The organism is Kurthia massiliensis, from assembly GCF_000285555.1.
In the GTDB taxonomy this organism is placed as follows: domain Bacteria; phylum Bacillota; class Bacilli; order Bacillales_A; family Planococcaceae; genus Kurthia; species Kurthia massiliensis.
In genome coordinates this window covers 87,947-114,706 of record NZ_HE610997.1, presented here as the reverse complement: position 1 = coordinate 114,706, position 26,760 = coordinate 87,947, and the positions used below count along the sequence as shown (strand labels likewise).

Genomic DNA, 26,760 nt, shown 5'->3' with positions numbered 1-26,760 from the left:
GACTCCCCGCTCATGCTTTACAAAAAAACATGACCACTACTAGGGAGGAATTTATAATGGCAAACGAACTATTAACGAAAAGCGTAGATCTTATTTGGGATAACTGGTTAAACACTGTGAAAGCAATCAATACAGTACAAGAAGACACTGAAAAACGCGCAGTAGAAGCAATTGCTTCACAAAAGTCTACATTAGATCAAGCGTTAAACTCTTACACAGTAATTGAAGAAAAATCAAACCAAGCAATCAAAGAATGGCAAAAACAAGTCACAACTTCATTTGAAGCTGTGACAACACCAGCACAAAATGCACAATTCTCTGCATGGTTCGATACGTTAAAACAAGTTACTGAACAAGCACAAGAACTTTCTTGGCGTCCAAACCACGCTGTTGTAGAATATATCCGCAACGCGCAAAACGAATGGGAAAAAGCGATTAACACAACGCTTCACCAACAAAAAGAAGAGCGTGAAAAAGCACTTGCAAACATTGAAGACCTAACATCTAAATTAAAAGAAAACCACAAAACACTTTTAGAGTCAGTTCCTTCAATTCCAACAGTACCTTTCGTACGCTAATTGCCGAAGAGTCCGTTATGGGCTCTTTTTTTATGTTCAAAAAAAGACCAAAAAGACCAAAATAAACATTATGACCAGAATATTCTCAACATTCTTAATGTATCGTACATTATCTATATAAAAGTTTTATACAAACAAAGGGGTTTTGAGGATGAAATTCAACTTACGTAACTTAACTGTTCAAGTTGTCATCGCCATTATTTTAGGGATTATCGTGGGGGCGGTCTTCCCTAGCTTTGGCGCACAGCTAAAAATTTTAGCAGATATCTTCGTCAAATTAATTAAAATGTTAATCGCACCAATTATCTTCCTGACAGTCGTAACAGGTATTGGTGGCATGGGCAATATGAAAAAAGTCGGCTCGATCGGCTTAAAAGCGCTCATTTATTTTGAAGTCATGTCCACAATCGCACTTGCAATTGGCTTTATCGTCGTGCATATTACGAAACCAGGATACGGTGTTGATTTATCAAAATTAGATAAAGGCGCTGATATTAGTCAATATACAGAAGCTGCAGAAAGCGCTGATAATACACTAACGGGCTTCATTATGAACATCTTACCGGAAAACTTCTTCGGTGCGATTGCGAACGGTGAACTACTACCCGTTCTCGTATGTGCCGTCTTCTTCGGTTTAGCCGCTGCTTCTATCGGTGAGCCTGTGGAACAAGTAATTCACCTTTGCGAACAAGCTTCTCAAATTTTCTTTAAAATCGTTGGTATGGTCATGAAGTTCTCTCCATTCGCTGCATTTGGTGCAATGGCTTATACAATCGGAAACTTTGGTATGAAATCATTATTAAACTTAGGTCAATTAATGTTGAGTGTATACGTAACGATGGCGCTATTTATCTTTATTGTATTAGGACTTGTATTAAAACTATATGCGAAAGTAAATATATTTAAATTCCTTGGATATATTAAAAATGAATTACTCATCGTACTTGGTACATCTTCTTCTGAATCAGCACTACCATTAATTATGAAAAAGTTAGAACGTTTCGGTTGTTCGAAACAAGTCGTTGGTCTTGTCGTACCGACTGGTTATTCATTTAACTTAGACGGCACCGCCATTTACTTATCAATGGCTGCAATGTTTATCGCGCAAGTATATAACGTCGACTTATCAATTTGGCAACAAATTTATTTACTATTAATTTTAATGGTGACATCAAAAGGGGCTGCCGGTGTTACAGGAGCAGGCTTTATTACATTAGCTGCGACACTTGCAGCATTCCCAATGATTCCAGTAGCGGGTATTGCCCTATTAATTGGTGTGGATCGCTTTATGTCAGAAGCACGCGCCATTACAAATATTATTGGGAACTCAGTGGCAACAATCGTTGTAGCCAAATGGGAAAATGAATTTGATCCAAAACAACATGATTTACTAGTAGAAGAGTTAAAAGAAGAAAAAGCACTTCGTCACAGTACAGAACATTAACACAAAAGAATCGCTTCGGCGGTTCTTTTTTATTGCTAAATATAAAACACCCGCTTCAGAAATGACTGGAGCGGGTGTTTTTACGCGAATGGGCTATTAGCAGAAATGACTGCATATTGTTAGGTTGTGGCATATGAGCCGATATGAAACGAATGAGTTTCCTTTCAATAAACGATATCGCTTCAAATGAGAAGGTTAAACAAAAAACCTCTTCTCGATAAGAAGAGGTTGGTATCAAATGGGATCCGTTCTCTTCTCATCTTTTAGCAAATGATGCTACAGGAATTAGCACAGTACTGCACGAGTCTGTTGCTGCGTTTTCATCGGGCCAGTCCCTCCAACGCTCTTGATAAGAATTTGGTTTAGTTGTTGATATTTATATTACAGTATTCCACTAGGAATTTCAAGTATTTTTAGAAAGAAATTTCAGAAAACTTTTGCATAACGGTTTTATACTCTTTTTCAATTCTTTCAAATAGTTCTGCCACAGACGGGACATCGTTAATTAAACCGACGACTTGACCTGCGTAACCCATGCCATTTGGTTTTCCATCGATCGCAAGACGTCTATTTGCACGACCGCTAATATGCTCTTTTAACGCTTCATACGTTGGATTTTGTTGTTCAATCGTTAAAATTTCTTCTGCAAATGCATTATGAATGACACGAGCCGGTCCGCCGATAGAGCGTTTGACAACGACAGTATTTTGTTCATCGCTTTCTAATAATAACTTCTTATAATAAGCTGAAGCATCTATACATTCTTTCGTCGCAATAAAGCGTGTTCCCATTTCAATTCCTTCTGCACCGAGCGCAAGCCCTGCAGCAAGTCCACGCCCGTCTCCAATACCACCAGAGGCAATAACCGGAATAGATACAGAATCCACTACACGAGGCGTCAACACCATTGTGCCGAGATCATCACGTCCTAAATGACCGCCACCTTCTTGTCCAACAACAATTACCGCATCTGCCCCTAATTCTTCTGCTTTTTGTGCTTGGCGTACCCCAGCAACGAGCACAATTTTTTTAATCGGTGTATGTTTTAACATATTTAATACAGTCGCTGGATTACCACCTGTGATCGATACGACAGATACATTTTCTTCAATTGCGACTTGGACAAACGATTCATACCCGCTTCCATGTAGCCCCATTGCGATATTGACCCCAAATGGTTTGTCTGTTAAATTACGTGTGCGCTGAATTTCACGACGTAGTGCTTCTGCATCTGGTAAACTGAGCGCCGTTACTTGTCCTAATCCCCCAGCATTTGATACAGCTGCTGCTAAGTCTGCGTACGCTAAATAAGCAAGCCCCCCTTGAATAATCGGTTTCTCAATGCCAAATAGTTCTGTAATGCGTGTTTTCATGTAATCTCCCCCTGTCATTTTTGCAATCGTGAATATCACGTTACGTGTATCATACAATGTTTTATACATTTTATGGAAACAAAATGTTAATTTTACATCAATAAAGTGTGCTGTTTGTAAAATATCGCTAGATTCTATTGATTTAATTGGGCTTTATTTGAAATAAAGGGGTTTTCAAAATGCAATATATCGCATTTTTCTCCAAAAAATACTCGTTATTTTGACGAATATTATCTAAAAGAGAACGCTTACAATCTGTTTTATGTAAAATAAGCTGAATTTTTAGAAAATTCAATATTGACGCGCAATTAAAATCTTTCTATACTGAAGTCACTTAATAAAACAAACTACTTACTTCAAACGAATTGTAAGTCGAAGGGAAATGATTATATGAAAGATTTTTTTAGTAAGCTTCTTACAGGCATGAGCCTTGGGATCGTTGTATGCTTAATCCCCAACGCCCTTGTCGGAGAGATTCTAAAATTAATTATCGCACATTATCCGAACGTTCCAATCTTACCAACGATTTTAAATATATCAGTACTCGCAATGAGTTGTTTACCACTTGTCATCGGCGTAATGGTCGGGATCCAATTTAAATTATCACCGATTCAAATGTGTTCAATCGGTTTAGCAACAATGGTTGGCTCTGGTGTTGTTACTTTCACAGATAAAGGCATGACAATGGCTGGTATCGGCGTTGTTATCAACATCGGTATCACAGCAGCACTTGCAACAGCATTCGTTCAATTTTTAGGCAACAAATTAAAAGACTGGACATTACTTGCAATGCCAGCACTATCAATGTTTATCCCAGGTCTTGTCGGTATGACAATCCTACCTTATGTAAAAACAGGCGCTGACTACGTTGGCGTAGGGATCGAGTATGTAACAGAACTACAACCAATCTTAATGGGTGCACTACTAGCAATGATTTTCTCAATCTTAATTCTTTCACCAATTTCAACAATCGGTGTTGCAACAGTCATCATGCTTTCTGGTATCGGTGCAGGCGCAGCAAACCTTGGTGTATGTGCATCAGGTGTTGGTATGGCTATCGCTTCTTACCGCGCAAACAACTTAGGTACAGCACTTGCGCACATTGCATCAGCTAAAATTCAAATGCGTAACTTCTTTATGAAACCTAAAATTGCCTTCCCAGCCATCATTACGGCGGGTATTCTCGGCGCACTTGCTGGCGTATTTAAAATCGTCGGCGACCCATATTCAGCAGGCTTCGGTCTTGCAGGTTTCGTTGGACCACTTAAATATCTTTCACTTGAAGGATGGACAAGCTACAACGTCATCGTTACAACAGTATTATTTATCGTACTACCAATCGTTCTAAACTTAACATTCCTGAAAATTTTCGAGAAAAAATTCAATTGGATCAAAGCAAACGATTACAAAGTAGATTACGAATAATACAAAAAAGCTAGCGCGAAATGCGCTAGCTTTTTTGTGGTTATTAGTATTTAAATGTTTCTCGTATATTTTCAATACGTTGTTGTAATAACTGATGCGTTTCTTCAGCAGCTCCGTCTAATTGCTTTGTCACTTCATCGATTGTTTCTAGCTGTTTCACAATTGTTTTAGCAATGTTTGATGAGTTTTCATAGTATTTATATCCTACATCGTCGTATTTAGCATTGCCGTAATCATCATATATATGCTCTTGTTTATTTCGGTCATCTAAATCGGCAAACACTGCTTCGACTTTTTCTTTTAATAACTTAGCAATTACTTCATTAGATTGCTGTCCAATTTGCGCTTTTAAATCTGCTGCTTCTTGTACTTTATCTTCGTATGCTTTTGTTGTTAAATAATATTGATGAATGCCATTTTCGTAGTAGCGTTTGTTATTTACACCTGTAAACAATTTATGTTTGTAATACAATGTATCATCTATTTGGACATAGCCACTTTTTGGCTTTCCACTTCCGTATACTTTGCCGTCATAATAAAACCGTTTGCCTTGACGAACTTCACCGTCTTTAAACATATACGTTTCATCGTTATACGTAGCTTTTCGTAGCCAGTTGCTAATTTCCCGTTAATGAATAGTCTTAAATCGATGTTGCTGCGACTGCCTAATCCATCATACATATTGAATACGTAACGACCTTTATGCAAGCTACCATTATCGTACAGACGTGTAGCGCCGTTTTTTAATTCTAATAAATGTGTCAGAACCCCGTTTTTAAAAAGGGCGTTCGTTCTTAATCCTGTCTCATCTTCGTATTCATAATCACCTTGAATGAGCGAACCATCTTTAAAGGCATACTTATAACCTTTTGAAATGTAAATTCCTTTTTCAAGGACGCCGTTACGGTACAGTTTCATATTTGGCACTTTACCATATTTAATGCGACCGGTTGTTAGCTTGCCATCTTTGTACAACTTTTCTTTATATACTTGATAGCCTTTAACAACCTTTCCTGTAGCCTTATAAACAAGGGAATTGTTTTTAAGCTTGAACGCCGAATTTGTGTCAGAACCGTTGACGATTAACGTATTCAATTCTACATTATGTGAAAGTGTGACACTATAGCGTCCTTTTTTAACGGTATACGTAAACGAACGAGAAGATTGGTCTGGTTGAATATGCACACGCTTTATGAGGCGATGTTGATCATCGTATAATGAAAATCTTTGATTATTGCCCTTTTTCCCTTTCGGATCCATTAACGTAAATTGTATTTTTGTATCTTTTTTCAGATTAAATGTATACGAAGCGCTTTCTAAAGATGTAGATGCGACCGTCGAATTTAATGGAAGGTGTTCACTTAATTCATATCTGATTTTCATTTTTCCGACGTATGGGTTTTTAATAAAAGCATCTGTTAACACAAGACTTACTTCATATGTCCCGTTTGGTGCATTTGAAGAAAATGTATACTCTGAAAGTTTTTTTGCGGTATATATTTTACCGTTATCGATGTTTCTAAGTTTGAGTGCTTTTACTGCGTCTGCTTTTTCAACAGTATGATTAATAAAGCGTATATGTTTGTCATCTGTTAATTGAATTTTGGCACTTGTTTTGCGTTCTGTGTAGTATGGAAAATCGATTTGATTATTCTGCGGACGAGTACTCACAGACCACACTTGATCCATATCAAATGTACGCTCAGCAAATTTGAAGTGATACGTTGCGTTTGGCGTGCCTTTGACTTTCACATAATACGTTCCTTTTTTAAGTGTGCGTAATTTAGAAGCGGCTTGAACCGGTTCGATTTTTAACGTTGCTTCACTCATTGTTACGGCTGTTTCGTATTGCTTTGTCTTGTTGCCGACAAGTCGATAAAATCCTTCTTGCGGAATGTTTAATTTGAAGTAGGCATAGCCATTTTTATCAAATTGTCCATCTTTTACTTCTAATAATTGCATCGGCATATAAGCTGACGCCGTCGTTGCTACTGCTGTTTCTGCAGACGCAACTGGTACCTCAACAACAGATGTTGCGATAGCTGCAGAAAGCGTTAAAGTGATTATTTTTTTCATTCCCGCTTCTTCATCTCCTTTTATTTAAGTGTGGCAGTTACTTGGATATCAGCTCCGTTTAAGCGTACGTAATAGTTTCCTTTTTTGACTGTGTACGTAAATGTACGCGTCTTATCGCCTTTTTTTAAAGTAACTTTTTTCACAAGTTCATGTTGATCGTTATATAATTTAAACGTTTGATTTTTTGAACTATCAATACCATGTTGCGTAGATAACGTAAATTGTGTTTTCGTATCGTTGGTCGTTACAAACGTAAATGCACCGTGTACACCTTGATCAATTAACCACGTTTGATTCATTGTAAGTGTTGGGGATACGAAATAACGTAATGCCACATGTTGACCGATTGATGGACTTGATGACTTAATTGAAACACTATATGTTCCTTTTAGCGCAAATGTTTCAAAACGATATGCAGATTGTTTTTTCGCTGTATATGTTTTGCCTGTTTGTTCATTTGTTAGTTCAAGGGCATCAATTACTGTTGTATCAGATGGTAAAGCTAAAAATTGAATATGTTGGTTTGCTGTTAAATTGATTTTTGCGTTTGGCTGATTTGTTTGATAAATCGGCACTTTCACGACATTTGTACGATCATAATCTGATGAAGCGGCGTTTAGTACGTTCATCGTTTCAACGCCATACGTACGACGTTTTAGTTTGAAATGATATGGTTGATTCGGTTGGCCTTTTACTGCCATATAGTACGTACCTTTTTCTAAATAGCGTAATTCTGTCGCACCTAATTGCTGAGATTGCTTAACATTTTCAGGATTCTCAGCAGCGAAGATCGTATACGATTTCACATCGTCATTACCAGCAAACGTATAGTTACCTGCAGCTGCTGTTAAATCGACTTTAAAGTACGCGTAACCTTTACCATCAAATGTCCCATCTTGAACATCTAATAATTTCATATCTTGATAAACCGCTTTCTCATCTAACTCATTAAAATCAATCGCTTTGTCTAATAATGCAAATCCTGCTGTCATCGCTTCTTGTAAATGTGCTAAATTTGCTTCAGCATTATAGGTGTTCATCACATTTTTAATGAAACGGAATGTTTTCATACTATCGTTAATCGTTGATGTAGCACTTTCTTTATATAAGTCTACTTTAGGATAATCTGGATTTTGAGACGCCTTAACGATCGCGTTTGCCGCATTGATATTTTTTGTTACCGCGTCAACATAGTCTTGTAGCTGTGCTTTAATTGCTTGTTCATCTTTTTGTTTCACAATGTCCCCGTAACCACTTGTTAAAAAAGTAGTTTGCGTTTCATTATACGCAATATTTAATGCAGCTCCGATTAACTCCCCATCTTCGTATACATTTCCTTCGTATTCACCATCTAGTAATGCCCCATTGTCATAATATAAATCAAATTCTTTGTAAATCTCTTTTAAACGTTGTTGTAATAATTCATGCGTTTCTAATGCCGCTTCACCTAACTGTGTAGCTACATCATCTATTTGTTGCAACTGTCCACCAATTGTACGAGCGATATTTAATGGATCGTCATAATAGAGAGAACCAATTCCATCATCTACTTCATGACCATAGTCATCATAAATCATCGACTCATTTTCATCTAAATAGGCAAGCACATCTGTTGTTTTTTCTTTTAATAATTGAGCAACTGCCTCATCTGACTGATGACCGATTTCTGATTTTAAAGCAACTGTGTCGGCCACTTTCTGTTCATATGTTTTCGTCATCACATAATATTGAGGTATACCCTTTTCGTAGTATCTGTCATTCAACGTACCTGTAAATAGTTGATGATCATAATATAGTGTACCTCCTACAGATGCATAACCACTTTTCGGTTTCCCGTTTTCATACACTTTTCCATCGTAATAAAAATTACCGAAACCAAATCGACTTTCACCTGTAACACCATTTTTAAACATATACGTTTCGCCTTGATACGTACCTTCTTCATAACCTGTTGCGAGCTTGCCGTTAATAAATAATTGTAAGTACGTGCCGTCAATTTCATTTTCGTCGTATGCATACGTATTTAGTACGTAACGGCCTTGATGGATTTTGCCGTTGTCATATAAAGTGTTATCCTTTAATTCCATTAAATGTGTGAGTACGCCATCTTTAAAAATCGCATCGACACCCATTTCCGTTTCATACGTGTAATTTCCTTTAATGAGTGAACCGTCTTTAAATGCATATTTATAATCTTTTGCAATATAGAGGCCTTGTTCTAATATCCCGTTACGATACAACTTCATATTTGGAACTTTGCCGTATTTAACGCGACCTGTTGCAAGAACGCCATCTTTATACAATTTCTCTTTATAAACTTGATAGCCTTTAACAACTTTCCCTGTGTCAGCATGAACAAGTACATTTTTTTTAAGTTTAAACTTCGTATTTGTATCAACAACATTTTTTACAAGCGCTTCAATGTCTGTATTATCTGCACTTACACTATAACGCCCTTTTTTAACGGTATACGTGAACATTCGAGAAGCTTGGTCTCGTTGAATATGCACACGTTTTACGAGGCGATGTTGATCATCATAAATTGAGAATCGTTGATTGTTTCCTTTTTTTCCTTTTGGATCCATTAATGTGAATTGGATTTTCGTATCTTTTTCTAAATTCAGTGTAAATGTTTCACCAGCCGTTGTTTTTGATGACACTCTTTCATTAAACGGTAAGTGTTCTGCTAATGTATATCTCAATTCCAGTTTCCCAACGATAGGATTCTTCTTGAATTCATCTGTATATACAAGATCAACGTGGTATGTACCGTCTGGTGCATTTGATGAAAATGCATAATTAGAGATTTTTTTTGCAATATATGTTTCACCTGTTGCGACATTTTTTAACGACAATGCTTTGACTGCTTTATCTGAAGTAGCAGAGTGTCCCATGAATCGAATATATTTATCATCTTTGAGTTCAAGTGTCGCATAAGCTTCACGCTCCATATAATAAGGTATAGCGATTTTCTTTGAAATTGGCCACGCTTGATCCATATCAAATGTACGCTCTGCAAATTTGAAATGATATGTTGCGTTTGGCGTGCCTTTGACTTTCACATAATACGTTCCTTTTTTTAGGATACGTAATTTAGAAGCGGATTGAAATGTTGCGTTTTCTAATTGCTCTTTATTTTGAGTAATTGCAGTTTTATATTGATCGATATTGTCACCTACAAGACGATAAAAGCCTTCTTGCTCAATTGTAAGGGTGAAATATGCTTCACCATTTTCATCGAATTGCCCATCTTTTACTTCCATTAATTTCATATCTGTATATGCTGATACAGGTGTTGTTACAGTTGTATCTTCCGCCATTACTGTCGGTACATCTATCATAGATGTCGCTACTGCTGCTGTAAGCGTAAGTGTCATCAATTTTTTCATATTTGATACTCCTTCAATATTTTTACCTATTTTTTCTTAAAACTAGGCTCGTAATACTATATTCTATTATGGCATTTTTTGTCTACTTGTTATATCCAACGTAGGTCATAAAAAAAGAGTGAGCCTAGTGCCACTCTTTTTTACTGCGCTATTATTGAATTATGGATGTTGTGACATCTACGCTCCGTTTCTTAATCGCATATTTGAACTCATTCGTTGAATAAATTGCTTTGCCGTCCAAATTAAAGGTCAGTACAAAACATCGAATATTTGTTACCTGTCCATACGCATTACTTTTCATAATACTATCAGTTTGCCTGTTAGCAAGCGTGATACTATGGATTGATTGTCACTCGCCAATCGCTGTATACGCTTTTTCCATCGTTTGTTGAAGCGGTTCTAAGTCTACTGCTATATCATATGTTTGTAACGCGTTTTCAATTGTTCGCAATGTTTCTTTACTCCCTTGAATACGATTTGTCGCGAATTCTATAGCTGGTTTCGCGTTTTCGTAAGTTGGTTGTTCGTGTTCTGCTAAGACAATCATCGCTTTTTCAAGCATTACTTGAAGTGTTTCCACCATTGGTATTACAGCCGCTTTTGCTTGCTCTGGTTTATTTTTATATTCAGCGTTTTCAAATGTTTGTTCTGCACGATATACATCTTCATAGGCAGCTGATAACTCTTTTTCGAATTTCGTATTTTCTAAAAATCCGTTACTGTAAATATTGCCGTTTATTTCGCCATCTAATAGATGTCCATTATCATAATAAAGATTGAAATGAAGATAAATCTCTTTTAAATTTTTCTCTATTTGTACTTGAGCGCTTTCTGTACCTTCAATGCTACGCGCTATTTGTGCAAGTTTTTGCATATCGCCTACTAATTTTTCTTGTGCAATCGTTTCATCATACGAGCCAACATCATCCATTTCCAGATAACTATTAGATAGTTCTGATAAATGTTCATGCATATATGCTGATAATATAGCTGTTGTTTCATTGAATTGTTGAGCGCGTGTTTCAGCTGAGATTGTTGCATCATCTTTTAATGCGATCAATGCTTTTAAATCTAACTCATACGGTTCTTGAATCGTTTTATATTGTAATACACCATCTTTATATTCAGTTTGATTATATTCACCAGTAAATGGTTGATTGTTGTAATATAATTTGTCGTCGTCGCATAATACGTATGTATCTTTTGGTGCTGGTTTTCCTTGTATATAAACAACGCCGTTATAATAAAATGGCGTTGTGCCAAAAAATTCTCCAGTGCCACCATCTTTAAACATATACGTTTCATTTTTATACGTAGCTTCTACATACCCCGTAGGCACTTTACCGTTCACAAATAATGTTAAATAGTCACCATCGAAGACTGTTTCTTTATAAAAGCTACGTTGCATCACATATTTTCCTGTTTTCAATTTACCATTATCATATAGTTTTCCGTTTTTAATTTCGATTAAATGCGTGCGCATGCCATTTTTAAATATCACCTCTTTATCAGTAGCGTGATGCGTATAATTACCTTTTATTAACGATCCATTTTTAAATGCATATTTAAAATCTTTTGTAACAGTGATACCTGATTTTAATACGCCATTTTTGTATATTTTCATTTTTGTACCTTTACCGTATTTTACGCTACCCGCTGCAAGCACACCATTTTTATATAGCTTCTCTTTATAAACTTTATAGCCTTTGACGATTTTTCCTGTTTTAGTATAGACAAGTTTATTATTTTTAATTTTTACTGTTGTTACTGCATTTGTTGTAGGTGCCCCAACAAATGTACATGTCAAAGCAGTTGTTGCCGTAATTGCTACTAATTTTTTCATAGTTTCCCCTCCAGTATAATGAATATTATGACATTTTATGCCTAACTATAATATAAGTCTTATTACATAAAAAACCTTTCCTTTGAATCAGGAAAGGTTTTTTGTATGTACGGATATAAATCCGAGCCTTTATAATTCTCTCAATAAGACATCGAATTGTTCTACAGGTAATGCTGGATGGAAGTAATATCCTTGAATCATATCACCTTTTGCACGTTCAATCACAGCTAACTCCTCAATTGTTTCAACACCTTCTACAACGACAGACATATTCATAATATGTGCTAAATTAATGATTGCTGTCACCATAGACTCGTCATTTGTGCCTGCTTTAATACCACGGACAAATGATTTATCGATTTTTAATGTATCAATCGGGAATGTTTTTAAATAACCTAATGCCGAATAGCCTGTACCAAAGTCATCGATTGCAATAGAAATGCCTAATTCTTTTAATTGGCGAATCGTCTGCGCTACTTCATCTGTGCCATGCATAAATGAGAGTTCGGTAATTTCAATTTCTAAATGGCTAGGATTTAAGCCTGTTTGTCTTAAAATATGTTTGACGTTGCATACAAAATCTTTTTCTTGCAAGTGAAGCGGTGAAATATTGACGGCGACACGTAAATCGATATCAGGATACCTTTCAAGCCAATGCGTCATTTGCTTACAAGCTGTCATCAATACCCATTCACCCAGCATTGGCATTAAACCGACTTCTTCGGCAAATGGAATAAACTTAATCGGTGGAATAAAACCATAATCTTCGTCATACCAACGCATTAATGCTTCCATACCGACAAGACGGTGTGTTTTCGCTTCGAATTTTGGTTGATAAAAGAGCATCATCTTATCATTAAATAACGCATCTCTTAATCTTTTTTCTAAGTCTAATTGTTGTTCAATCATCAAATTCATATTGCAATTAAATGTTAGAATGCGATTACCTTTTTCTTTCTTCGTTTCTAACATTGCAAGATCTGCATACTTTAATAATACTTCTAACGTATCAGCATGTTCTTTATAAAAAGCGATACCGATATTAACGGTAGAATAAAATTGTACATGTTCAATCGTGAAAGCATGTTCAAATAATTGCAAAATCTCATGTGTGATTGTTTCATAATATTCTTTTGTCGTTAAAATAATGAACTGTTTGCCGTTATAACGGAATAAATCGCCGTTTTTCGCGATAATCTCTTGGAATTTTTTTGTAAGCTCTAATAAAAATAAGTCGCCAATAAAATGCCCATAACCATCATTAATTTGTTTTAAACGTGTAATATTCAATAAAATCAATACAGAAGCTTTTTCATCTACTGTCTGATGTCGAATGCATTCTTTAAAGTGAATCTTCAATGAACGTGCATTTCGTAAACCTGTCAGTTCGTCATGATAAGCGAATTGTTTTAAGCGCGATGTATTTTTTTGTTCTGTAATGTCTGTTCGAATTGAAATGTATTGATAAGGTTTCCCTTTTTCATTAAGTACAGGCACAATCACTGTTTTAACCCAATACAATGACCCATCTTTTGCACGGTTACAAATTTCGCCATACCATGTTTCACCACTGCCGATCGTCTTCCATAAGTTTTTGAAAAAAGTTGGAGAATGATAGCCAGAGTTTAGAATGCTATGATCTTTACCGATTAATTCTTGAGTGCTGTATTGGGAAATTTCGCAAAATTGTTTATTCGCCGATATGATTTTTCCTTTTTCATCGGTAATTGCCACAATTACTGCCTCATTTAGTGCACCCATCAAGTTACCGGTAGAAACGTCATCTAATTCTAAAAAATTTAAAATAGGTGATGTTATATTAGAAAAGTCTTTCATCCATTCTCCCTCCAAGTTAAAAACCTAGATATCATAAAACTATTTTACCACAAAACTTATAGTATTTTTTCCGTAATTGTAAAACTATAAAAAAAGATGAATAAATATTTATTTATTCATCTTATATGATTATAAAAGCGTATATATATTAGTCTTTATGATTCAATGGGTTATTTTCAAACACACGCTTGATCATTTCATCTTCTACATGAGTGTAGATTTGTGTAGTAGAAATGTTAGAGTGTCCTAATATTTGTTGTAAACTTCTGATGTCTGCACCATTCTGGTACATCATTGTCGCTGATGTGTGACGAAGTTTATGCGGCGTCAAATTCGTTTTATTTAAATTTGATGAATTATTAATATCCTTAACGATTTTTGCAAGGCGTTGTCTCGTAAGTCTATTACCCTTCTGTGATAAAAATAATGCATCATTTCCACATTTTTCTACATTTTTTTGTCTTTCATGTGTCAAATATAACTTTAAAACTTCAATACAGCGATCGTTCATATAAACGATTCGTTCTTTATCCCCTTTACCGACCACCTTTATGTATCGACCTTCAATATCACTTAACGACAAACGACATAGCTCGGTTACACGTAACCCCATATTCAGTAGAAAAGTCATCATACAGAGATCGCGATAATAATGTGTTTTTGATGGAATATGGTCTAAAAACTGTTGCGCTTCAGGTACTTTTAAATAAACAGGTTGTTTTTTGCTGATTTTTGGTGATTCTAAATCTTCCGCCGGATTTTCAATAATCAAATGTTTTCGTGTTTTTAAATACTTAAAAAAAGACTTTAATGTAGCAACTTTCCGAGCACGTGTTGCTGCACTGTTGTGGCGAATTTCTTCACAGTATTCTAAAAACAAATACATATCTTCTAATGTAATCATTCTAATATGTTCGATTGTTAATTGCTCTAATGAAATGTTTTCTAATTGATCTGTTGGCAAATCGCGTGAAATTGCCAAATGGAATCTAAAAAATAATGTTAAGTCGTATTCATATTCATCACGTGTACGACGAGATTTCCCTTTAATCGCAGTTAAGTAGATTAAAAAGTCGCGTAAAATTTTCGGCTGTTTCTCCATAATATCACCTCATATAATGCTTATTCTAGCATAAAAAAGGTTCCCAAATGTATATTTGGGAACCTTTTTTGAAATTCCATTAAAATATCGCCGTTTTTCCTAAGAAACCCTCCGTCCAACGATATTTTATTTAAATAATCCAATGTGTACATTTCTAATTTATCTCCACTCCCAATGAACCAGCATAGTAACTATATGTAGCATTATAATCTGCCGAATTTTTATGGCAGGTACACCGTAGAGTAAATTAAATCATCATACGACATCTATTAATGTCGAAGCAGTACTTAAAAATCGATAATCGATTCAGAAAAGGAAAATTGATTATTCAAGACGGCTCATTTCTTTAAACTTATCCGCGATAAAGCTTCAAAATAGCAAATGAACATGTAGCAATAATTCCCTATCAAACAACCAACAGCTCACAAATGTCTTATACACGTAACTTCATCTGAAAATTCAGTCTAATTAGTTTTAAAAAATAATTTAATTATGTAAACTAAAAGTATGAACAGCTTATAACAATAAACTGTTTATACTTTACTTTGAAATAAATAGATACCATTTTTCATTGTCGCTTCAATTTCACCCCGTCGGTATAACGTATGTAGTTGACCGACAATTTCTGAAAGTACGAGTGAAAATTGTTTTTCGTAAAGTGGCCCGTAAAATGCCTTTGCTGCTTCACTTGCAGTTAATGGTGTTTTTAATAACGTTTTTAACTTCGCCGCTTTTTGATCGAGCTTTTTTAATTTCAGTAAAGTTGTTTGTGCGACATCTGTAATTATCGGTTGATGCCCCGTATAAATCGTTTCTAAATCCATCGTAGCGAGCTTTTGAAGAGATGCACGTTGTTGCCAATTCGCATGTACATATGTACCGTTTGCTAATGGATCGATAATCGCATTGGTAGACGTATTTTTCAAAACAGTATCCCCCGCGTACATTTCTTTACGTTTCACGTCATAAAAACCTATCGAATCTGTTGAATGTCCAGGTAATGGTATGATTTGAAACCGACCTAGTTGTGTATTGTCTTCTACGATACGATAATCTGCGTCAATTCGTAATTTATGCCTATTTTCATATGTATTCCGTAATGTTGATAATCTCGACTGCGCATCTTCTAAGCAATTCATTTGTTTGTAAAACGTCTCGAAAAATTGTATACGCATATCTAGGAAGTCTCCATCAAATGTTAAACGTGGTTTTGCTTCGGAATGAATGTATACGGGTACATTTTTCTCTTTTAAAACTCGTTTCACTAAACCGACATGATCTTCGTGGTGATGCGTTAAATAAATCGCATCAATATCACTGAAACTCAACTGATGCGCTGCTAGGCAATTTTCTGCGTAAGTTTCAAATGATGGATGTTGAATACCACCATCGATTAACACGAGTTTCCCATCATTTTCTGTCACATAGCAATTAAATGATTGTAACCCACTTTTTGGCGCATTGAATATAATTGGAATCGTTAACATAAGTCCCCTCCTTCTACACGATATTTTACCATGAATAGTATACACTTTCATTTAGTTTACATAATATTAATATCTTTAAAAATAAAATAAGTGCTTCCTAGAAGCTGAACATTTATAATAAAGAATGGTAAAGGAGAGAATTACGATGAATAATTTTGTCGCATTATGCTTAACGGCAATTGTCGGTTTAGTTGGTGCGTTTTTATTCCAACTTATCCATATTCCTGTTCCATTTTTATTAGGACCAATGATTAGCGTGCTCATTTTTTCACAAACGACGAAATGGCGCTTTTATTGGCCAAAGCAAATAAAAAGTTATAGTTTAATGGTGATTGGGTATACACTCGGTACAGCATTTACAATCGATATTTTAAAAAATATGTATACACATATTCCAATGATGGCGATCGTAACGATCATTACGTTTAGCGTTAGTTTACTATTTGCTTGGTTATTAAGTAAATTTGCAAAAGTGGACTTTCCAACATCCCTCTTAAGTAGTGTCCCTGGTGGGTTAACACAAATGCTCGTGCTCGCGGAAGATTTAAAAGGTATTAACGTCACCATCGTGACATTTTTCCATACGATTCGGGTCATGCTAATTGTCGTCTTGATTCCATTTATCGTTCATATTCCAGCGCTTCAAGGGACGGAAAATTATATGCCGACAGCAACAGTAGGTCAAGCAACGACGATACCAATATGGTTATTAGTACTGATTTATACGATTGCTTGCTATATCGCTTTTCGCTTATTTAAAAAATGGCATTTCCCTGCTGCAACGATGCTGGGACCGATTGTGATTACGATTATATTGAGTGTGTTTGTTGGGTTACCAACTTTTGAATTACCGAATTGGTTTATGGCACTTTGTCAGTTTGTCGTCGGTACTTCTATCGGATTGATGTTACACCCTGAACATTTAACGCATAAGAAAGTATTAATGCCGCTAGGACTACTTAGTGCACTAGCGCTCATTGCTATGGCATTCGTTATGAGTGTGTGGTTACTTCCGAGTACCGAACATACGACAATTATTACCGGATTTTTAAGTCTTGCACCTGGTGGTATTGATCAAATGGGGATTGTCGGTCATGAAATGAATGCCGATACGTCGATGATTACGATGTATCAAGTATTCCGCATGCTTTGCATCTATTTCTTTGTACCACCATTAATGACACTTTTAGTGAAAAAATACCGCATCGCACAAAAAAACGTGTAGCTACATGCTGCACGTTTTTTTGTATTTATTATTGATGCGCTGCTGTTTTCATTAAATTTGCAATATCTGATTCTCTTCCTTCATGGAAAGCTTGAACGATTGCGCTACCGACGATGACACCATCGACCGTTTGGTTCATATCTTCTACATGGGCACGCGTAGAAATACCGAAACCTGCGAGCACTGGGATATTACTCGCTGCTTTTAATTGCGATAAATGATTGTGCAGTGTACTATCAAATCCTTTGCGAGTACCTGTAATACCATTCACTGTTACGGCATAAATAAATCCTTCTGCCGCTTCAGCGAGCTGGTCAATACGTTGCTGTGGACTTGTTAATGAAATAAGTTGAACGAGTGCGATATCTTTTTGTGCTAATGCAGGTTTCATTAAATCCGATTCTTCAAGCGGCATATCTGGCACAATTAATCCTTTCACATTCGCTTCTTGTGCGGCCTTTGCGAATGCTTCAATACCGAAATTAATAATTGGATTTAAGTATGTCATCACAACAAGCGGTACGGTCACTTCATCTTTAATCGCTGTTAGTTCCGCTAAAATGTTGCGTAAATTCGCCCCCGCTTCTAATGCGCGAATACCTGCTGCCTGAATAACAGGACCATCTGCGACTGGGTCACTAAATGGAATACCGACTTCGATTGCAGTCGCACCATTTTGTTGTAGAAATAAAATTTGTTTTTTAATATTTTCTAAACCACCGTCACCCGCCATAATGTATGGGATAAACGCTTTATCATTTACCGATTCAATTGCACGTTGTAATGTTGTCATGTTATTTATCCTCCAATGCTTGTTGAACTGTTTGGACGTCTTTATCACCGCGTCCTGATAGACAAATGACTAATATTTCCTCTGGTGACATCGTTTTCGCTAGTTCTGCTGCATAATAAATCGCATGACTACTTTCAAGTGCTGGAATAATACCTTCTGTACGAGATAATAGTTGTAGTCCTTCTAACGCTTGATCATCATCAACTGCATCGTATTTAACGCGTCCTGTATCATGTAATAAACAATGTTCTGGGCCTACACCTGGATAATCAAGTCCAGCTGAAATCGAGTACGCTTCTTGTACAAAACCGTTATCATCTTGTAATAAGTACATGTAGGCACCGTGCAATACACCTTCTTTTAAATCTGCAAATGCTGCAGCATGTTCCCCTGATTGAATGCCTTTACCGGCTGCTTCTACACCGAATAATTTTACATTTTTATCATCAACAAACGGTGTGAACATACCGATTGCATTACTACCACCACCGACGCAAGCTACGACTGCGTCTGGTAAGCGACCTTCTTTTTCGACGATTTGTTGACGTGTTTCATCACCGATGACGCGTTGTAAATCGCGTACGATTGCTGGGAATGGATGAGGGCCAAGTGCTGAGCCTAAAATGTAGTGTGTATCTTCTACATTTGAAACCCAGTAGCGGAGCGCTTCATTACAAGCATCTTTTAATGTACCTGTACCTTGATCAACGGGCACCACTTTCGCACCAAGTAATTCCATACGGAAGACGTTTAACGATTGGCGACGAACGTCTTCTTTTCCCATAAAGACAATACATTCTAAATCGAATAACGCACAAACTGTAGCTGTTGCTACACCATGCTGACCAGCGCCTGTTTCAGCGACGATTTTCTTTTTACCCATACGCATTGCAAGCAGCGCTTGACCTAATGCATTGTTAATTTTGTGTGCACCAGTATGGTTTAAATCTTCACGTTTTAAATAAATTTTCGCGCCACCTAATTTTTTCGTTAAGCGTGAAGCAAAGTAGAGTGGATTTTCACGACCGACATAATCTTTTAAGTAATAATTCAGTTCTTCGTGAAATGTTGGATCTTGTTTCGCTGCTTCATAAGCGGCATCTAATTCATTTAATGCTGTCATTAACGTTTCTGGTACGAATTGTCCGCCAAATTTCCCGTAGCGGCCTTTTTTAGTTGCTGTTGTCATGTACAATCTCTCCCTTTGCTGCTTTAATAAATTGTGTAATTTTCACGCTATCTTTTATACCATCTGTTTCTACGCCACTCGATACGTCTACCATATAAGGTGAAACCGTATCAATTGCTGTTTCAATATTATCAATCGTTAAACCGCCTGCTAAAATCAAATTCGGAACGCTCGTTTTAAGTAACGACCAATCAAACGTTTCGCCACTTCCTGCAATCGGTGCATCTACTAGCATATATGTCGCTTCGTACTGAGATAAAGCCGCCACATCTGCCGCCGTATGTACACCAATTGCTTTAATCGTCGGATATTGTAACTGTTGAATAATGTCATTACCTTCTTGACCATGTAATTGAATAACATCTAGTGGGATACGTGCTGCGATGTCTTTCATCGTTTCAACTGTTTCATTTACGAAAACGCCTACTTTTAGTATGTGAGAAGGCACGTGTTTCGCAAGTTGCTGTGCACGTTCCACCGTAATTTGTCGTTTGCTTTTGGCGAATACAAATCCAACAGCATCTGCGCCGGCATCTACCGCGGCTTGTACATGTGCTTCTTCTTTCAACCCGCAAATTTTTACTTTTGTCATGCTTTCACCGGCTTTTTCACTTGGAATGCTTGAAGCGTTGCGGTAATATCACCGCTTTTCATCAGTGTCTCACCGACTAAAACAGCGCTCGCACCAGCTTGTGCTACGAAGGCTGCATCTTCTGCTGTTTTCATACCGCTTTCACTGACGAGTACGCGACCTTCATCGAATGGAAAAGCTTTCGCGATTTCTGTCGTATGCGTTAATGAGACGTCAAATGTTTTTAAGTTACGGTTGTTAACACCAATAATTTTCGCGTCAATCGCTAATGCGCGATGTAGCTCTACAACATCATGCACTTCGACTAATACGTCTAATCCGAGATTTGTAGCGTACGTATATAATTGTTGAAGTGCGGCGTCATCTAATGCTGCGACAATAAGTAATACGACCGAAGCACCGTTTGCATATGCATAATCAATTTGAATCGGGTCAATGACGAATTCTTTGCAAAGCACTGGAATATCGACCGCTTCAGTTACTTGTCGTAAATCTTCGAAAGAACCTTTGAAAAACGTTGGATCTGTCAGTACAGAAATACATGCTGCGCCTGCTGTTTCGTATGTCGTTGCTTGTAATACTGGATCTACCCCATCGTTAATAATTCCTTTTGAAGGTGATGCGCGTTTTACTTCTGAAATGACTTGTAATGTTGGTTGCTGAAATACATCTAATAATGATGCACGATTTTTACGTGTTGGTACTTCTGGCTTCGGTTGTATTTTTAATGCTGCCACTTCAATTGCTTTTTGCGCTAAAATTTTATTTAAAATCGTCATTATGCTAACTCCTTTATATGTGCTTTGCTATATGCAATGATTGCTTGTAATTTTTCGTACGCCGCGCCAGATGCGATTACTTTACGCGCTACGTGAATGCCTTCTTCAATCGTTTGCACTTTACCTGCTGTGAAGAAGCCAATACCTGCATTTAATAACACTGTATCTAAATAGGCGCTTTCTTTATTTTGTAATACTTGTCGAACGATATCGGCGTTTTCTTTCCCGTCTCCACCTTGAATCGCTGTCAGTGGATAACGTTTTAAGCCGACCGATTCAGGTGTGACAATCATTTCTCGAATGTCACCATTTTCTAAAATTGCTAAACGATTTTCACCTGCAAGAGACGCTTCATCTAAGCCACCTGCACCGTATACGACGACACCACGTTCACGTCCGAGTAATTGCATGACTTCTGCGTAATCACGAATGAACGTTTTACGATTAATACCTGTAAATTGAGCTGTTAATTCAACTGGATTTGCTAGTGGTCCAACGAGGTTGAAAATGGTCGGTTTTCCAATCTTTTGACGAACTTGACCGATTCGTTTAAGCTTCGGATGTACTTTCGGTGCGAAAATAAACGCCAGTCCTTCTCGATCTAATAACGTTTTTAATTCTGCTGTCGTGAAATCTGCATGAATCCCTAACTCTTCAAGCGTATCTGCACTACCAGCTAGACTAGAAATTTTACGGTTACCGTGTTTCGCGACGGGTACACCACCTGCTGCAAGTACGAATGCTGTCGTTGTACTAATATTGAAACTACCGATACCGTCTCCACCTGTACCACAATTATCGATGTAACGTTGAGGTGTTTCTTGAAGCGTTAATGCGTTTTGCTTCATCACTTGTGCAAGAGCCGCAAGTTCAGTTGCCGTTTCACCTTTTGCTGCTAATCCAACTAATAATGCTTCGATTTGTTCAAGCGGTGTTTCCTCTTGGAATAATCGCTCTGCCGCGACTGCCATTTCTGTAAATGTTAAATCTTGTCCTTTGTTGACTTTCTCGATATATGATTGCATATATATGCTCCTCTCAATAATAGAATATTCAAAATGTTTTAAATATAGCTATTCGAGATATTTGAGCGAGCACTGAATGATGGTATAAAAAAATCCTCATGAAAGAATACTCTTTCATGAGGACGATATGTACCGCGTTGCCACCTCAAGTTGAGACGATTGTCTCCCCTTTGCCTGATCATTCAGCATCCGTTAACGAGGATGAATCGTCATTTGCTACTTCGTTCACAAATGCTCTCATAAGTCCATTCACAAGACATTATTATCAGTTTGCACCAACCACTGACTCTCTTAAAATAACGTTTCTTGCTACTACTCTTAATCTTCAATTTCTCTACTATGCTCTGCTACTCTCTGCTCTGCTCTGGGAAGCCTTGCTCTCAAGGCTTTCTACCCGTCCGCTCGAATAAGTTGTTACTAGCTTATACCAACATTTACCTATCTGTCAAGAAAAAATGATAAAAGAATGGATTGCTCGTCTGCAACCCACTCTTTTATCATTGGAATCTTCTTTTCATACTGTACAAATAAATCGTCGAAATGAGCAATAATAAACCCGCACCGATAAAAATTGATTGAATGGCAATGCATTCCGCTAAATAACCTACAAGCAATGTTGCACTACCGAAAGCGATATAATTGAGGACGCTTTGTGCACTATACACTTGTGCTAAGACATGTTCTGTTGTATGCAATTGAATCCATGTTGTCATAGATTGACTTTTCATTTCTTCAAACAATCCGAAAATTATACTTAACACTAAAGCAAGAAGCGGCCATTCATTCCAACCAAATAACAATGTCGCAACTGCAGCACATAGAGAACTGCGAATAATCCAAGTCGTGACATGTTGATTGAAATGCGTTTCGTATTTCGTACATACCATTGCACCGATGAATAAACCGATGAAAAATGCGGTATTGATATAGCCCCACCATGCTTCCGAAACATGTAATACGTCGGCGACAAATATATACATAATTGCCGCAATCCAAACGACGCTAGCAAATGACTCGATGACGAATACGAGATGAATCGTTCTCATCGCCCGATGCCGCCAAATCCATGCAAAACCTTCTATTAGTTCGTCACTTTTCTTCGCGAGCGTTCGTTTTTGAAAAGGCTGACGGTCTTTTAAACCTATGAGGCAAACCGTTGATAAGGTGAATAATATAGCTGTCGTAAATACGGCGATTTTCCCACTCGTCGCCGCAACGAAAAGACCGCCAAGCGCCCATCCGCCAAGCTGTGTGGATTGATTCACCATCGATAAAATTGAATTGGCGCGCAATAAAGCCTCTTTTGATACGAGACGTGGAACGAGTGCGCTACTCGCGGGTTGTGCAACACCATCTAATAAGGCGATACACGATACGACCGTAAATAGAAGTGTTAACTCAAATGGCACCCAAATTAGCACACATAATAACATTGTTTTCATTAATTGTGTCGTTACGAGTAAATGTTTCAAACGGTAACGATTAAACAATAACGGCGCAATACTGCTGCTAATCATACGACCACATACGTTTAAAAATGGTAATAACGCAAGTGTGGTTGCTGTAGCATCATGGTGATATAACACCGATATAAAGCCAACGATGTATAAAACATCGCCTAAATTAGCAAATAATTGACTCGTCCATAAAAATTGAAATGACTGTTTCATCTTCACTACCCTTTCGTGTTTAAAAAATATAAGAAAGGTAGTGGTTACTACATCGGCATCGCTCCTTTTTTTCGTTGATCTTATGTTTGTTCAGCATGATATGTGATAAAGATGAAATATTCAGTCATTTTTGTAAAAATTATACCACATTTATCGGATAACATGAAAAAAAGAGGCTGGGACGAAACATTTTATTTTCCTTTTTTAGCGTTCGCAACAAAAAACCGGAACCGCGCCACAGCACGATTCCGGTTTTTCTTATGCTCATTTGAGATCGTGTTTTTACACTTATGTCCCAGCCTCTTTTAACATACTTATTAAAAGTGTTTTTTGAAGAAACGTAAAATTTCTTGTTGGATAGCTGGTGTTACACCGTGACCATCTTCAAATGATACGAATGTAACGTCTGCACCTTGTTCTTTAAAGAAGTCGCGTGATGCTTCTCCCCATTGGAATGGTAGTACGTAATCCATTGTACCGTGTGTAATTAACATCGGCATATTTGTCGTATCGTGTTTATAATATTCATCACGAACGTGCTCTGGTAAATATGCGCTTAAAGCAACTGCACCAGCTAGTTTCTCTGTACCGAGAACAAGTGCTATCGTTTGCGCTAAAACGCCACCTTGGCTGAAGCCCATTGTGAATAATTTTGTCGCATCAACCGGATATTCTGTAATGACTTCTTCAATAAAGTCACGAATATGCGCAACGATTTTATCGAAGATGATTTTGTTCGGTTTACCGAATTCTTCTACTGTGAAGAAAGCGTAGCCTGGTGGTTGTACAACTGGTCCACGTAAGCTGAAAATATGGCAGTCATCTTTAATTTCTGTTAGCAATTGTGGTAAATCTTGTTCGTTACTACCCATGCCGTGGAATAAAAATACTGCTGGATATAGCTTTCCTTTTTCTACGTTATTAGGAGCTTTATGCTCAAAAGTAAATGGTGATTTCATCGTAAAATCTTCCTTTCAACATACAAACATTTCAATATTATCGTAGCACAATAATGTTGAAACAAGAAACATTTATTATGAATCTAGTCATCTTTCAACGATTTTATTAATGCTTTTGCACTTTTTCGTTGATCGCGGTCTATTCCTTTATGAGAAATGTATGTGAGTGCCTGGATAATTTCTTTTGTACGATAACTTTCTGGCGACCAAAAATCTAATGTCCACAGTGCAACGTCAACCATTTCACGCTCATTCATCTGTAAGGCTTTTCCTAATAGCTTAACACCGATGCCTTCGTATTCATCTAATTGTTGAATGAGCAAAGAGACACTTTCTAGCTCTAACGGATTTAATGTCGCTAATTCAAATTGTTCAACGTGATCGACGGTTTTTTGAATCATTTCTCGATTGCCACTCGTTGCGATTGCTTCGTATAAATAAGGCTCAAAATGACCGTTCACAATCTTTTTGTAAACGAGTGGTACGTAATCTTCCTCTAGTGCGCGACAAATCGTTAATGCTTCTTCCATATTACGTTGCGTCGCAAATGCCTTTTCGATAGCAGGTCGCCAATCGGCGCTTTTTAAAATTGCTTCTGTACCAGATAACACTAAGTTTCGTGTCACAACACTAATATATTCCATATCTAACGCGTATTCGATATCTTCTTTCATGTATAAATGTAATTTTGCAATCGGATACAGCCGTTCATAAACGACAGCGCGCGTTTTCGCGTGTTTTACATATTCAAGTGTCATCGGCGCAAAATCGCTGTATTCATCTGGTGACATGTCACTATCTAACATTGGTAATAGAAATTGCGTCGCACGGTTATAGAGAGCATCATCAATTTCATTCGCTTGAAGTGCTTTATACAATCCGCCTTTTTCCGCAAAAGCAATCGCTGTTTCAGTATTTTTATAAGAAAGGGGTGCTTCCATTAAGTAATACTGCATCATGTCATCGGTGCGTGGTGTAATTGTACGTAAATATACTTGTTCATATGGCGTACCCACAAATTCAAACATCAATGCATCAGCTTCTTCTCCACGTCCCTCTAATGCAAGTGCCACAAAGGGCGCGAAAAATGGATGTGTTGAAAATTGTGTCCATAGCGCACGTTCTTTTTCAATCGCATATGCACGTCCTAATAAAATAAGCCCAAATGCTAGTACGTAACGATGCGCTGCGTGATCAATAAACCAGCGTGCTTCGCGGTATAGTGTTTGTTCATCTAATGATAAATCATTCAGTTGATCTCTAAATGGTATCGCATATGTTAAAAAGTCTTCATCCATCGTATCTTCATATAGTGAGATACGTGTTTTTTCTACAGGTTTCTCAAGCAACCAGTCTACCTTTTTAGCAAGCTTCCTTGCAAAACTTTCTTCATAACCTTCTTCTTCGTATAGCCACATTTCCTCTAATGGAGGGAGCGCTTTACCGTAATAGTGTTCATCAGGAAGCGGGGTTTCAGTATCATATTGTTGAACAAATTGTACGAGCATCGGCTGATGTCGCCACGGTTGCACGTTTAATTCTCTTTTTTCTTTCATAATTTTTTTGCCATTTATATAAAATGTACAATCGAGTGTCGTCGTCCCGTGAATTTTCACTTTCACCTCGATATCATCAATCTTTGTTTTTAACGTTTCAGAAATTCTTAATTTACCAAGCTTTGATGGGCGATGAACTTCATCTTTTAATTGACCATCGACATAGAGCCATGTGCTCTCTAATGATGTTTGCACAACGATTTTGTGTCCATCATGTACAATTTCGTAACGCTTTTTCATTTCTTCACGTAGAACGTGTTTCATCGAATCCCATTCACGTTTCATATGTTTTTTAAAACTTGCCATCATAGCCACCTACTTTTCTCTCTCTATTAAGCGTGGTAATACGCTGTTAATCTATACCCTAAACAACGCCGTCACATACATATAAAAAACGCCATTAACTGCTCGTTAATGAC

The 26,760-nt window shown here is 37.1% G+C and carries 20 protein-coding genes, 1 riboswitch and 1 other annotated feature; of the genes, 4 read left to right on the top strand and 16 right to left on the bottom strand.

Features of this window, described 5'->3' with window-relative positions; translation table 11 throughout:
* The first annotated feature begins 56 nt into the window (after positions 1–56).
* Both phaP and KMHG_RS04895 read left to right on the top strand, forming a co-directional pair.
* Positions 57–578, top strand: coding sequence for a polyhydroxyalkanoic acid inclusion protein PhaP (gene phaP, locus KMHG_RS04900; protein WP_010287501.1), 522 nt, complete (start codon positions 57–59; stop codon positions 576–578).
* 151 nt (positions 579–729) lie between these two features.
* Positions 730–2,022 (top strand): dicarboxylate/amino acid:cation symporter, encoded by a 1,293-nt coding sequence (locus KMHG_RS04895; protein WP_010287500.1) that lies wholly within the window; start codon positions 730–732, stop codon positions 2,020–2,022.
* A 253-nt stretch (positions 2,023–2,275) separates the two neighbouring features.
* Positions 2,276–2,378: riboswitch (SAM riboswitch) on the bottom strand.
* Between the two features lie 57 nt (positions 2,379–2,435).
* Here KMHG_RS04895 and KMHG_RS04890 read toward each other — a convergent pair.
* Positions 2,436–3,395, bottom strand: a complete 960-nt coding sequence (locus KMHG_RS04890; protein ID WP_010287494.1) for an NAD(P)H-dependent flavin oxidoreductase — start codon at positions 3,393–3,395, stop codon at positions 2,436–2,438.
* Positions 3,396–3,785: 390 nt separating this feature from the next.
* Between KMHG_RS04890 and KMHG_RS04885 the strand changes: the two genes are divergently transcribed.
* Entirely contained in the window at positions 3,786–4,820 is a 1,035-nt protein-coding gene (locus tag KMHG_RS04885) for a PTS sugar transporter subunit IIC (protein ID WP_010287493.1), read from the top strand.
* A 43-nt stretch (positions 4,821–4,863) separates the two neighbouring features.
* Here KMHG_RS04885 and KMHG_RS04880 read toward each other — a convergent pair whose 3' ends face one another.
* The 7 genes from KMHG_RS04880 to KMHG_RS04850 form a co-directional block, all read right to left on the bottom strand.
* Positions 4,864–5,292 carry a hypothetical protein gene (locus tag KMHG_RS04880; RefSeq protein ID WP_010287492.1) on the bottom strand — a complete coding sequence of 143 codons (429 nt, stop codon included), beginning with the start codon at positions 5,290–5,292 and terminating at the stop codon, positions 4,864–4,866.
* An 8-nt stretch (positions 5,293–5,300) separates the two neighbouring features.
* On the bottom strand, positions 5,301–6,896 hold the full coding sequence (locus tag KMHG_RS04875; RefSeq protein ID WP_010287491.1) for a hypothetical protein: 1,596 nt from the start codon (positions 6,894–6,896) through the stop codon (positions 5,301–5,303).
* Between the two features lie 20 nt (positions 6,897–6,916).
* Positions 6,917–10,285, bottom strand: coding sequence for a hypothetical protein (locus KMHG_RS04870; protein WP_010287490.1), 3,369 nt, complete (start codon positions 10,283–10,285; stop codon positions 6,917–6,919).
* Positions 10,286–10,634: 349 nt separating this feature from the next.
* Complete coding sequence (locus KMHG_RS04865) at positions 10,635–12,128, bottom strand: hypothetical protein (protein WP_010287489.1); 1,494 nt, start codon at positions 12,126–12,128, stop codon at positions 10,635–10,637.
* Positions 12,129–12,257: 129 nt separating this feature from the next.
* Positions 12,258–13,964, bottom strand: a complete 1,707-nt coding sequence (locus tag KMHG_RS04860) for a sensor domain-containing protein (RefSeq protein ID WP_010287482.1) — start codon at positions 13,962–13,964, stop codon at positions 12,258–12,260.
* Between the two features lie 148 nt (positions 13,965–14,112).
* Positions 14,113–15,066: a tyrosine recombinase XerC gene (locus KMHG_RS04855; protein ID WP_010287481.1), complete on the bottom strand. Its 954-nt coding sequence runs from the start codon at positions 15,064–15,066 to the stop codon at positions 14,113–14,115.
* A 533-nt stretch (positions 15,067–15,599) separates the two neighbouring features.
* Positions 15,600–16,553 carry an MBL fold metallo-hydrolase gene (locus KMHG_RS04850; RefSeq protein WP_010287480.1) on the bottom strand — a complete coding sequence of 318 codons (954 nt, stop codon included), beginning with the start codon at positions 16,551–16,553 and terminating at the stop codon, positions 15,600–15,602.
* 145 nt (positions 16,554–16,698) lie between these two features.
* Here KMHG_RS04850 and KMHG_RS04845 point away from each other — a divergent pair, with 145 nt between their 5' ends.
* Positions 16,699–17,778, top strand: a complete 1,080-nt coding sequence (locus KMHG_RS04845; protein WP_010287479.1) for an AbrB family transcriptional regulator — start codon at positions 16,699–16,701, stop codon at positions 17,776–17,778.
* A 28-nt stretch (positions 17,779–17,806) separates the two neighbouring features.
* Here KMHG_RS04845 and trpA read toward each other — a convergent pair whose 3' ends face one another.
* The 8 genes from trpA to KMHG_RS04805 all read right to left on the bottom strand — a co-directional run bounded on the left by trpA (position 17,807) and on the right by KMHG_RS04805 (position 26,647).
* Positions 17,807–18,571, bottom strand: coding sequence for a tryptophan synthase subunit alpha (trpA, locus tag KMHG_RS04840; protein WP_010287478.1), 765 nt, complete (start codon positions 18,569–18,571; stop codon positions 17,807–17,809).
* 1 nt (position 18,572) lies between these two features.
* Positions 18,573–19,760, bottom strand: a complete 1,188-nt coding sequence (trpB, locus tag KMHG_RS04835; protein WP_010287477.1) for a tryptophan synthase subunit beta — start codon at positions 19,758–19,760, stop codon at positions 18,573–18,575.
* A complete protein-coding gene (locus KMHG_RS04830) occupies positions 19,744–20,352 on the bottom strand; it encodes a phosphoribosylanthranilate isomerase (protein WP_010287475.1) in 609 nt (202 codons plus the stop codon). Before KMHG_RS04830 ends, trpB begins: the two co-directional genes overlap by 17 nt.
* Positions 20,349–21,131 carry an indole-3-glycerol phosphate synthase TrpC gene (gene trpC / locus KMHG_RS04825; protein WP_010287470.1) on the bottom strand — a complete coding sequence of 261 codons (783 nt, stop codon included), beginning with the start codon at positions 21,129–21,131 and terminating at the stop codon, positions 20,349–20,351. The genes KMHG_RS04830 and trpC overlap by 4 nt, the downstream gene beginning before the upstream one ends.
* Positions 21,131–22,156 carry an anthranilate phosphoribosyltransferase gene (gene trpD, locus KMHG_RS04820; protein ID WP_010287468.1) on the bottom strand — a complete coding sequence of 342 codons (1,026 nt, stop codon included), beginning with the start codon at positions 22,154–22,156 and terminating at the stop codon, positions 21,131–21,133. Before trpD ends, trpC begins: the two co-directional genes overlap by 1 nt.
* Positions 22,157–22,271: 115 nt before the next feature.
* Positions 22,272–22,491, bottom strand: a binding site (T-box leader).
* A gap of 162 nt (positions 22,492–22,653) precedes the next feature.
* Positions 22,654–23,826, bottom strand: a complete 1,173-nt coding sequence (locus tag KMHG_RS04815; RefSeq protein ID WP_010287467.1) for an MFS transporter — start codon at positions 23,824–23,826, stop codon at positions 22,654–22,656.
* Between the two features lie 317 nt (positions 23,827–24,143).
* Positions 24,144–24,785, bottom strand: a complete 642-nt coding sequence (locus tag KMHG_RS04810) for an alpha/beta hydrolase (RefSeq protein WP_010287466.1) — start codon at positions 24,783–24,785, stop codon at positions 24,144–24,146.
* Positions 24,786–24,868: 83 nt separating this feature from the next.
* On the bottom strand, positions 24,869–26,647 hold the full coding sequence (locus KMHG_RS04805) for a hypothetical protein (protein ID WP_010287465.1): 1,779 nt from the start codon (positions 26,645–26,647) through the stop codon (positions 24,869–24,871).
* Positions 26,648–26,760 lie beyond the last annotated feature (113 nt).

What these genes read in the sequence shown, in the direction of transcription:
- phaP (WP_010287501.1), top strand. Translation starts at nt 57, where the DNA reads ATGGCAAACGAACTATTAACGAAAAGCGTAGATCTTATTTGGGATAAC.
- KMHG_RS04895 (WP_010287500.1), top strand. Translation starts at nt 730, where the DNA reads ATGAAATTCAACTTACGTAACTTAACTGTTCAAGTTGTCATCGCCATT.
- KMHG_RS04890 (WP_010287494.1), bottom strand. Translation starts at nt 3,395, where the DNA reads ATGAAAACACGCATTACAGAACTATTTGGCATTGAGAAACCGATTATT.
- KMHG_RS04885 (WP_010287493.1), top strand. Translation starts at nt 3,786, where the DNA reads ATGAAAGATTTTTTTAGTAAGCTTCTTACAGGCATGAGCCTTGGGATC.
- KMHG_RS04875 (WP_010287491.1), bottom strand. Translation starts at nt 6,896, where the DNA reads ATGAAAAAAATAATCACTTTAACGCTTTCTGCAGCTATCGCAACATCT.
- KMHG_RS04870 (WP_010287490.1), bottom strand. Translation starts at nt 10,285, where the DNA reads ATGAAAAAATTGATGACACTTACGCTTACAGCAGCAGTAGCGACATCT.
- KMHG_RS04865 (WP_010287489.1), bottom strand. Translation starts at nt 12,128, where the DNA reads ATGAAAAAATTAGTAGCAATTACGGCAACAACTGCTTTGACATGTACA.
- KMHG_RS04860 (WP_010287482.1), bottom strand. Translation starts at nt 13,964, where the DNA reads ATGAAAGACTTTTCTAATATAACATCACCTATTTTAAATTTTTTAGAA.
- KMHG_RS04855 (WP_010287481.1), bottom strand. Translation starts at nt 15,066, where the DNA reads ATGGAGAAACAGCCGAAAATTTTACGCGACTTTTTAATCTACTTAACT.
- KMHG_RS04850 (WP_010287480.1), bottom strand. Translation starts at nt 16,553, where the DNA reads ATGTTAACGATTCCAATTATATTCAATGCGCCAAAAAGTGGGTTACAA.
- KMHG_RS04845 (WP_010287479.1), top strand. Translation starts at nt 16,699, where the DNA reads ATGAATAATTTTGTCGCATTATGCTTAACGGCAATTGTCGGTTTAGTT.
- trpA (WP_010287478.1), bottom strand. Translation starts at nt 18,571, where the DNA reads ATGACAACATTACAACGTGCAATTGAATCGGTAAATGATAAAGCGTTT.
- trpB (WP_010287477.1), bottom strand. Translation starts at nt 19,760, where the DNA reads ATGACAACAGCAACTAAAAAAGGCCGCTACGGGAAATTTGGCGGACAA.
- KMHG_RS04830 (WP_010287475.1), bottom strand. Translation starts at nt 20,352, where the DNA reads ATGACAAAAGTAAAAATTTGCGGGTTGAAAGAAGAAGCACATGTACAA.
- trpC (WP_010287470.1), bottom strand. Translation starts at nt 21,131, where the DNA reads ATGACGATTTTAAATAAAATTTTAGCGCAAAAAGCAATTGAAGTGGCA.
- trpD (WP_010287468.1), bottom strand. Translation starts at nt 22,156, where the DNA reads ATGCAATCATATATCGAGAAAGTCAACAAAGGACAAGATTTAACATTT.
- KMHG_RS04815 (WP_010287467.1), bottom strand. Translation starts at nt 23,826, where the DNA reads ATGAAACAGTCATTTCAATTTTTATGGACGAGTCAATTATTTGCTAAT.
- KMHG_RS04810 (WP_010287466.1), bottom strand. Translation starts at nt 24,785, where the DNA reads ATGAAATCACCATTTACTTTTGAGCATAAAGCTCCTAATAACGTAGAA.
- KMHG_RS04805 (WP_010287465.1), bottom strand. Translation starts at nt 26,647, where the DNA reads ATGGCAAGTTTTAAAAAACATATGAAACGTGAATGGGATTCGATGAAA.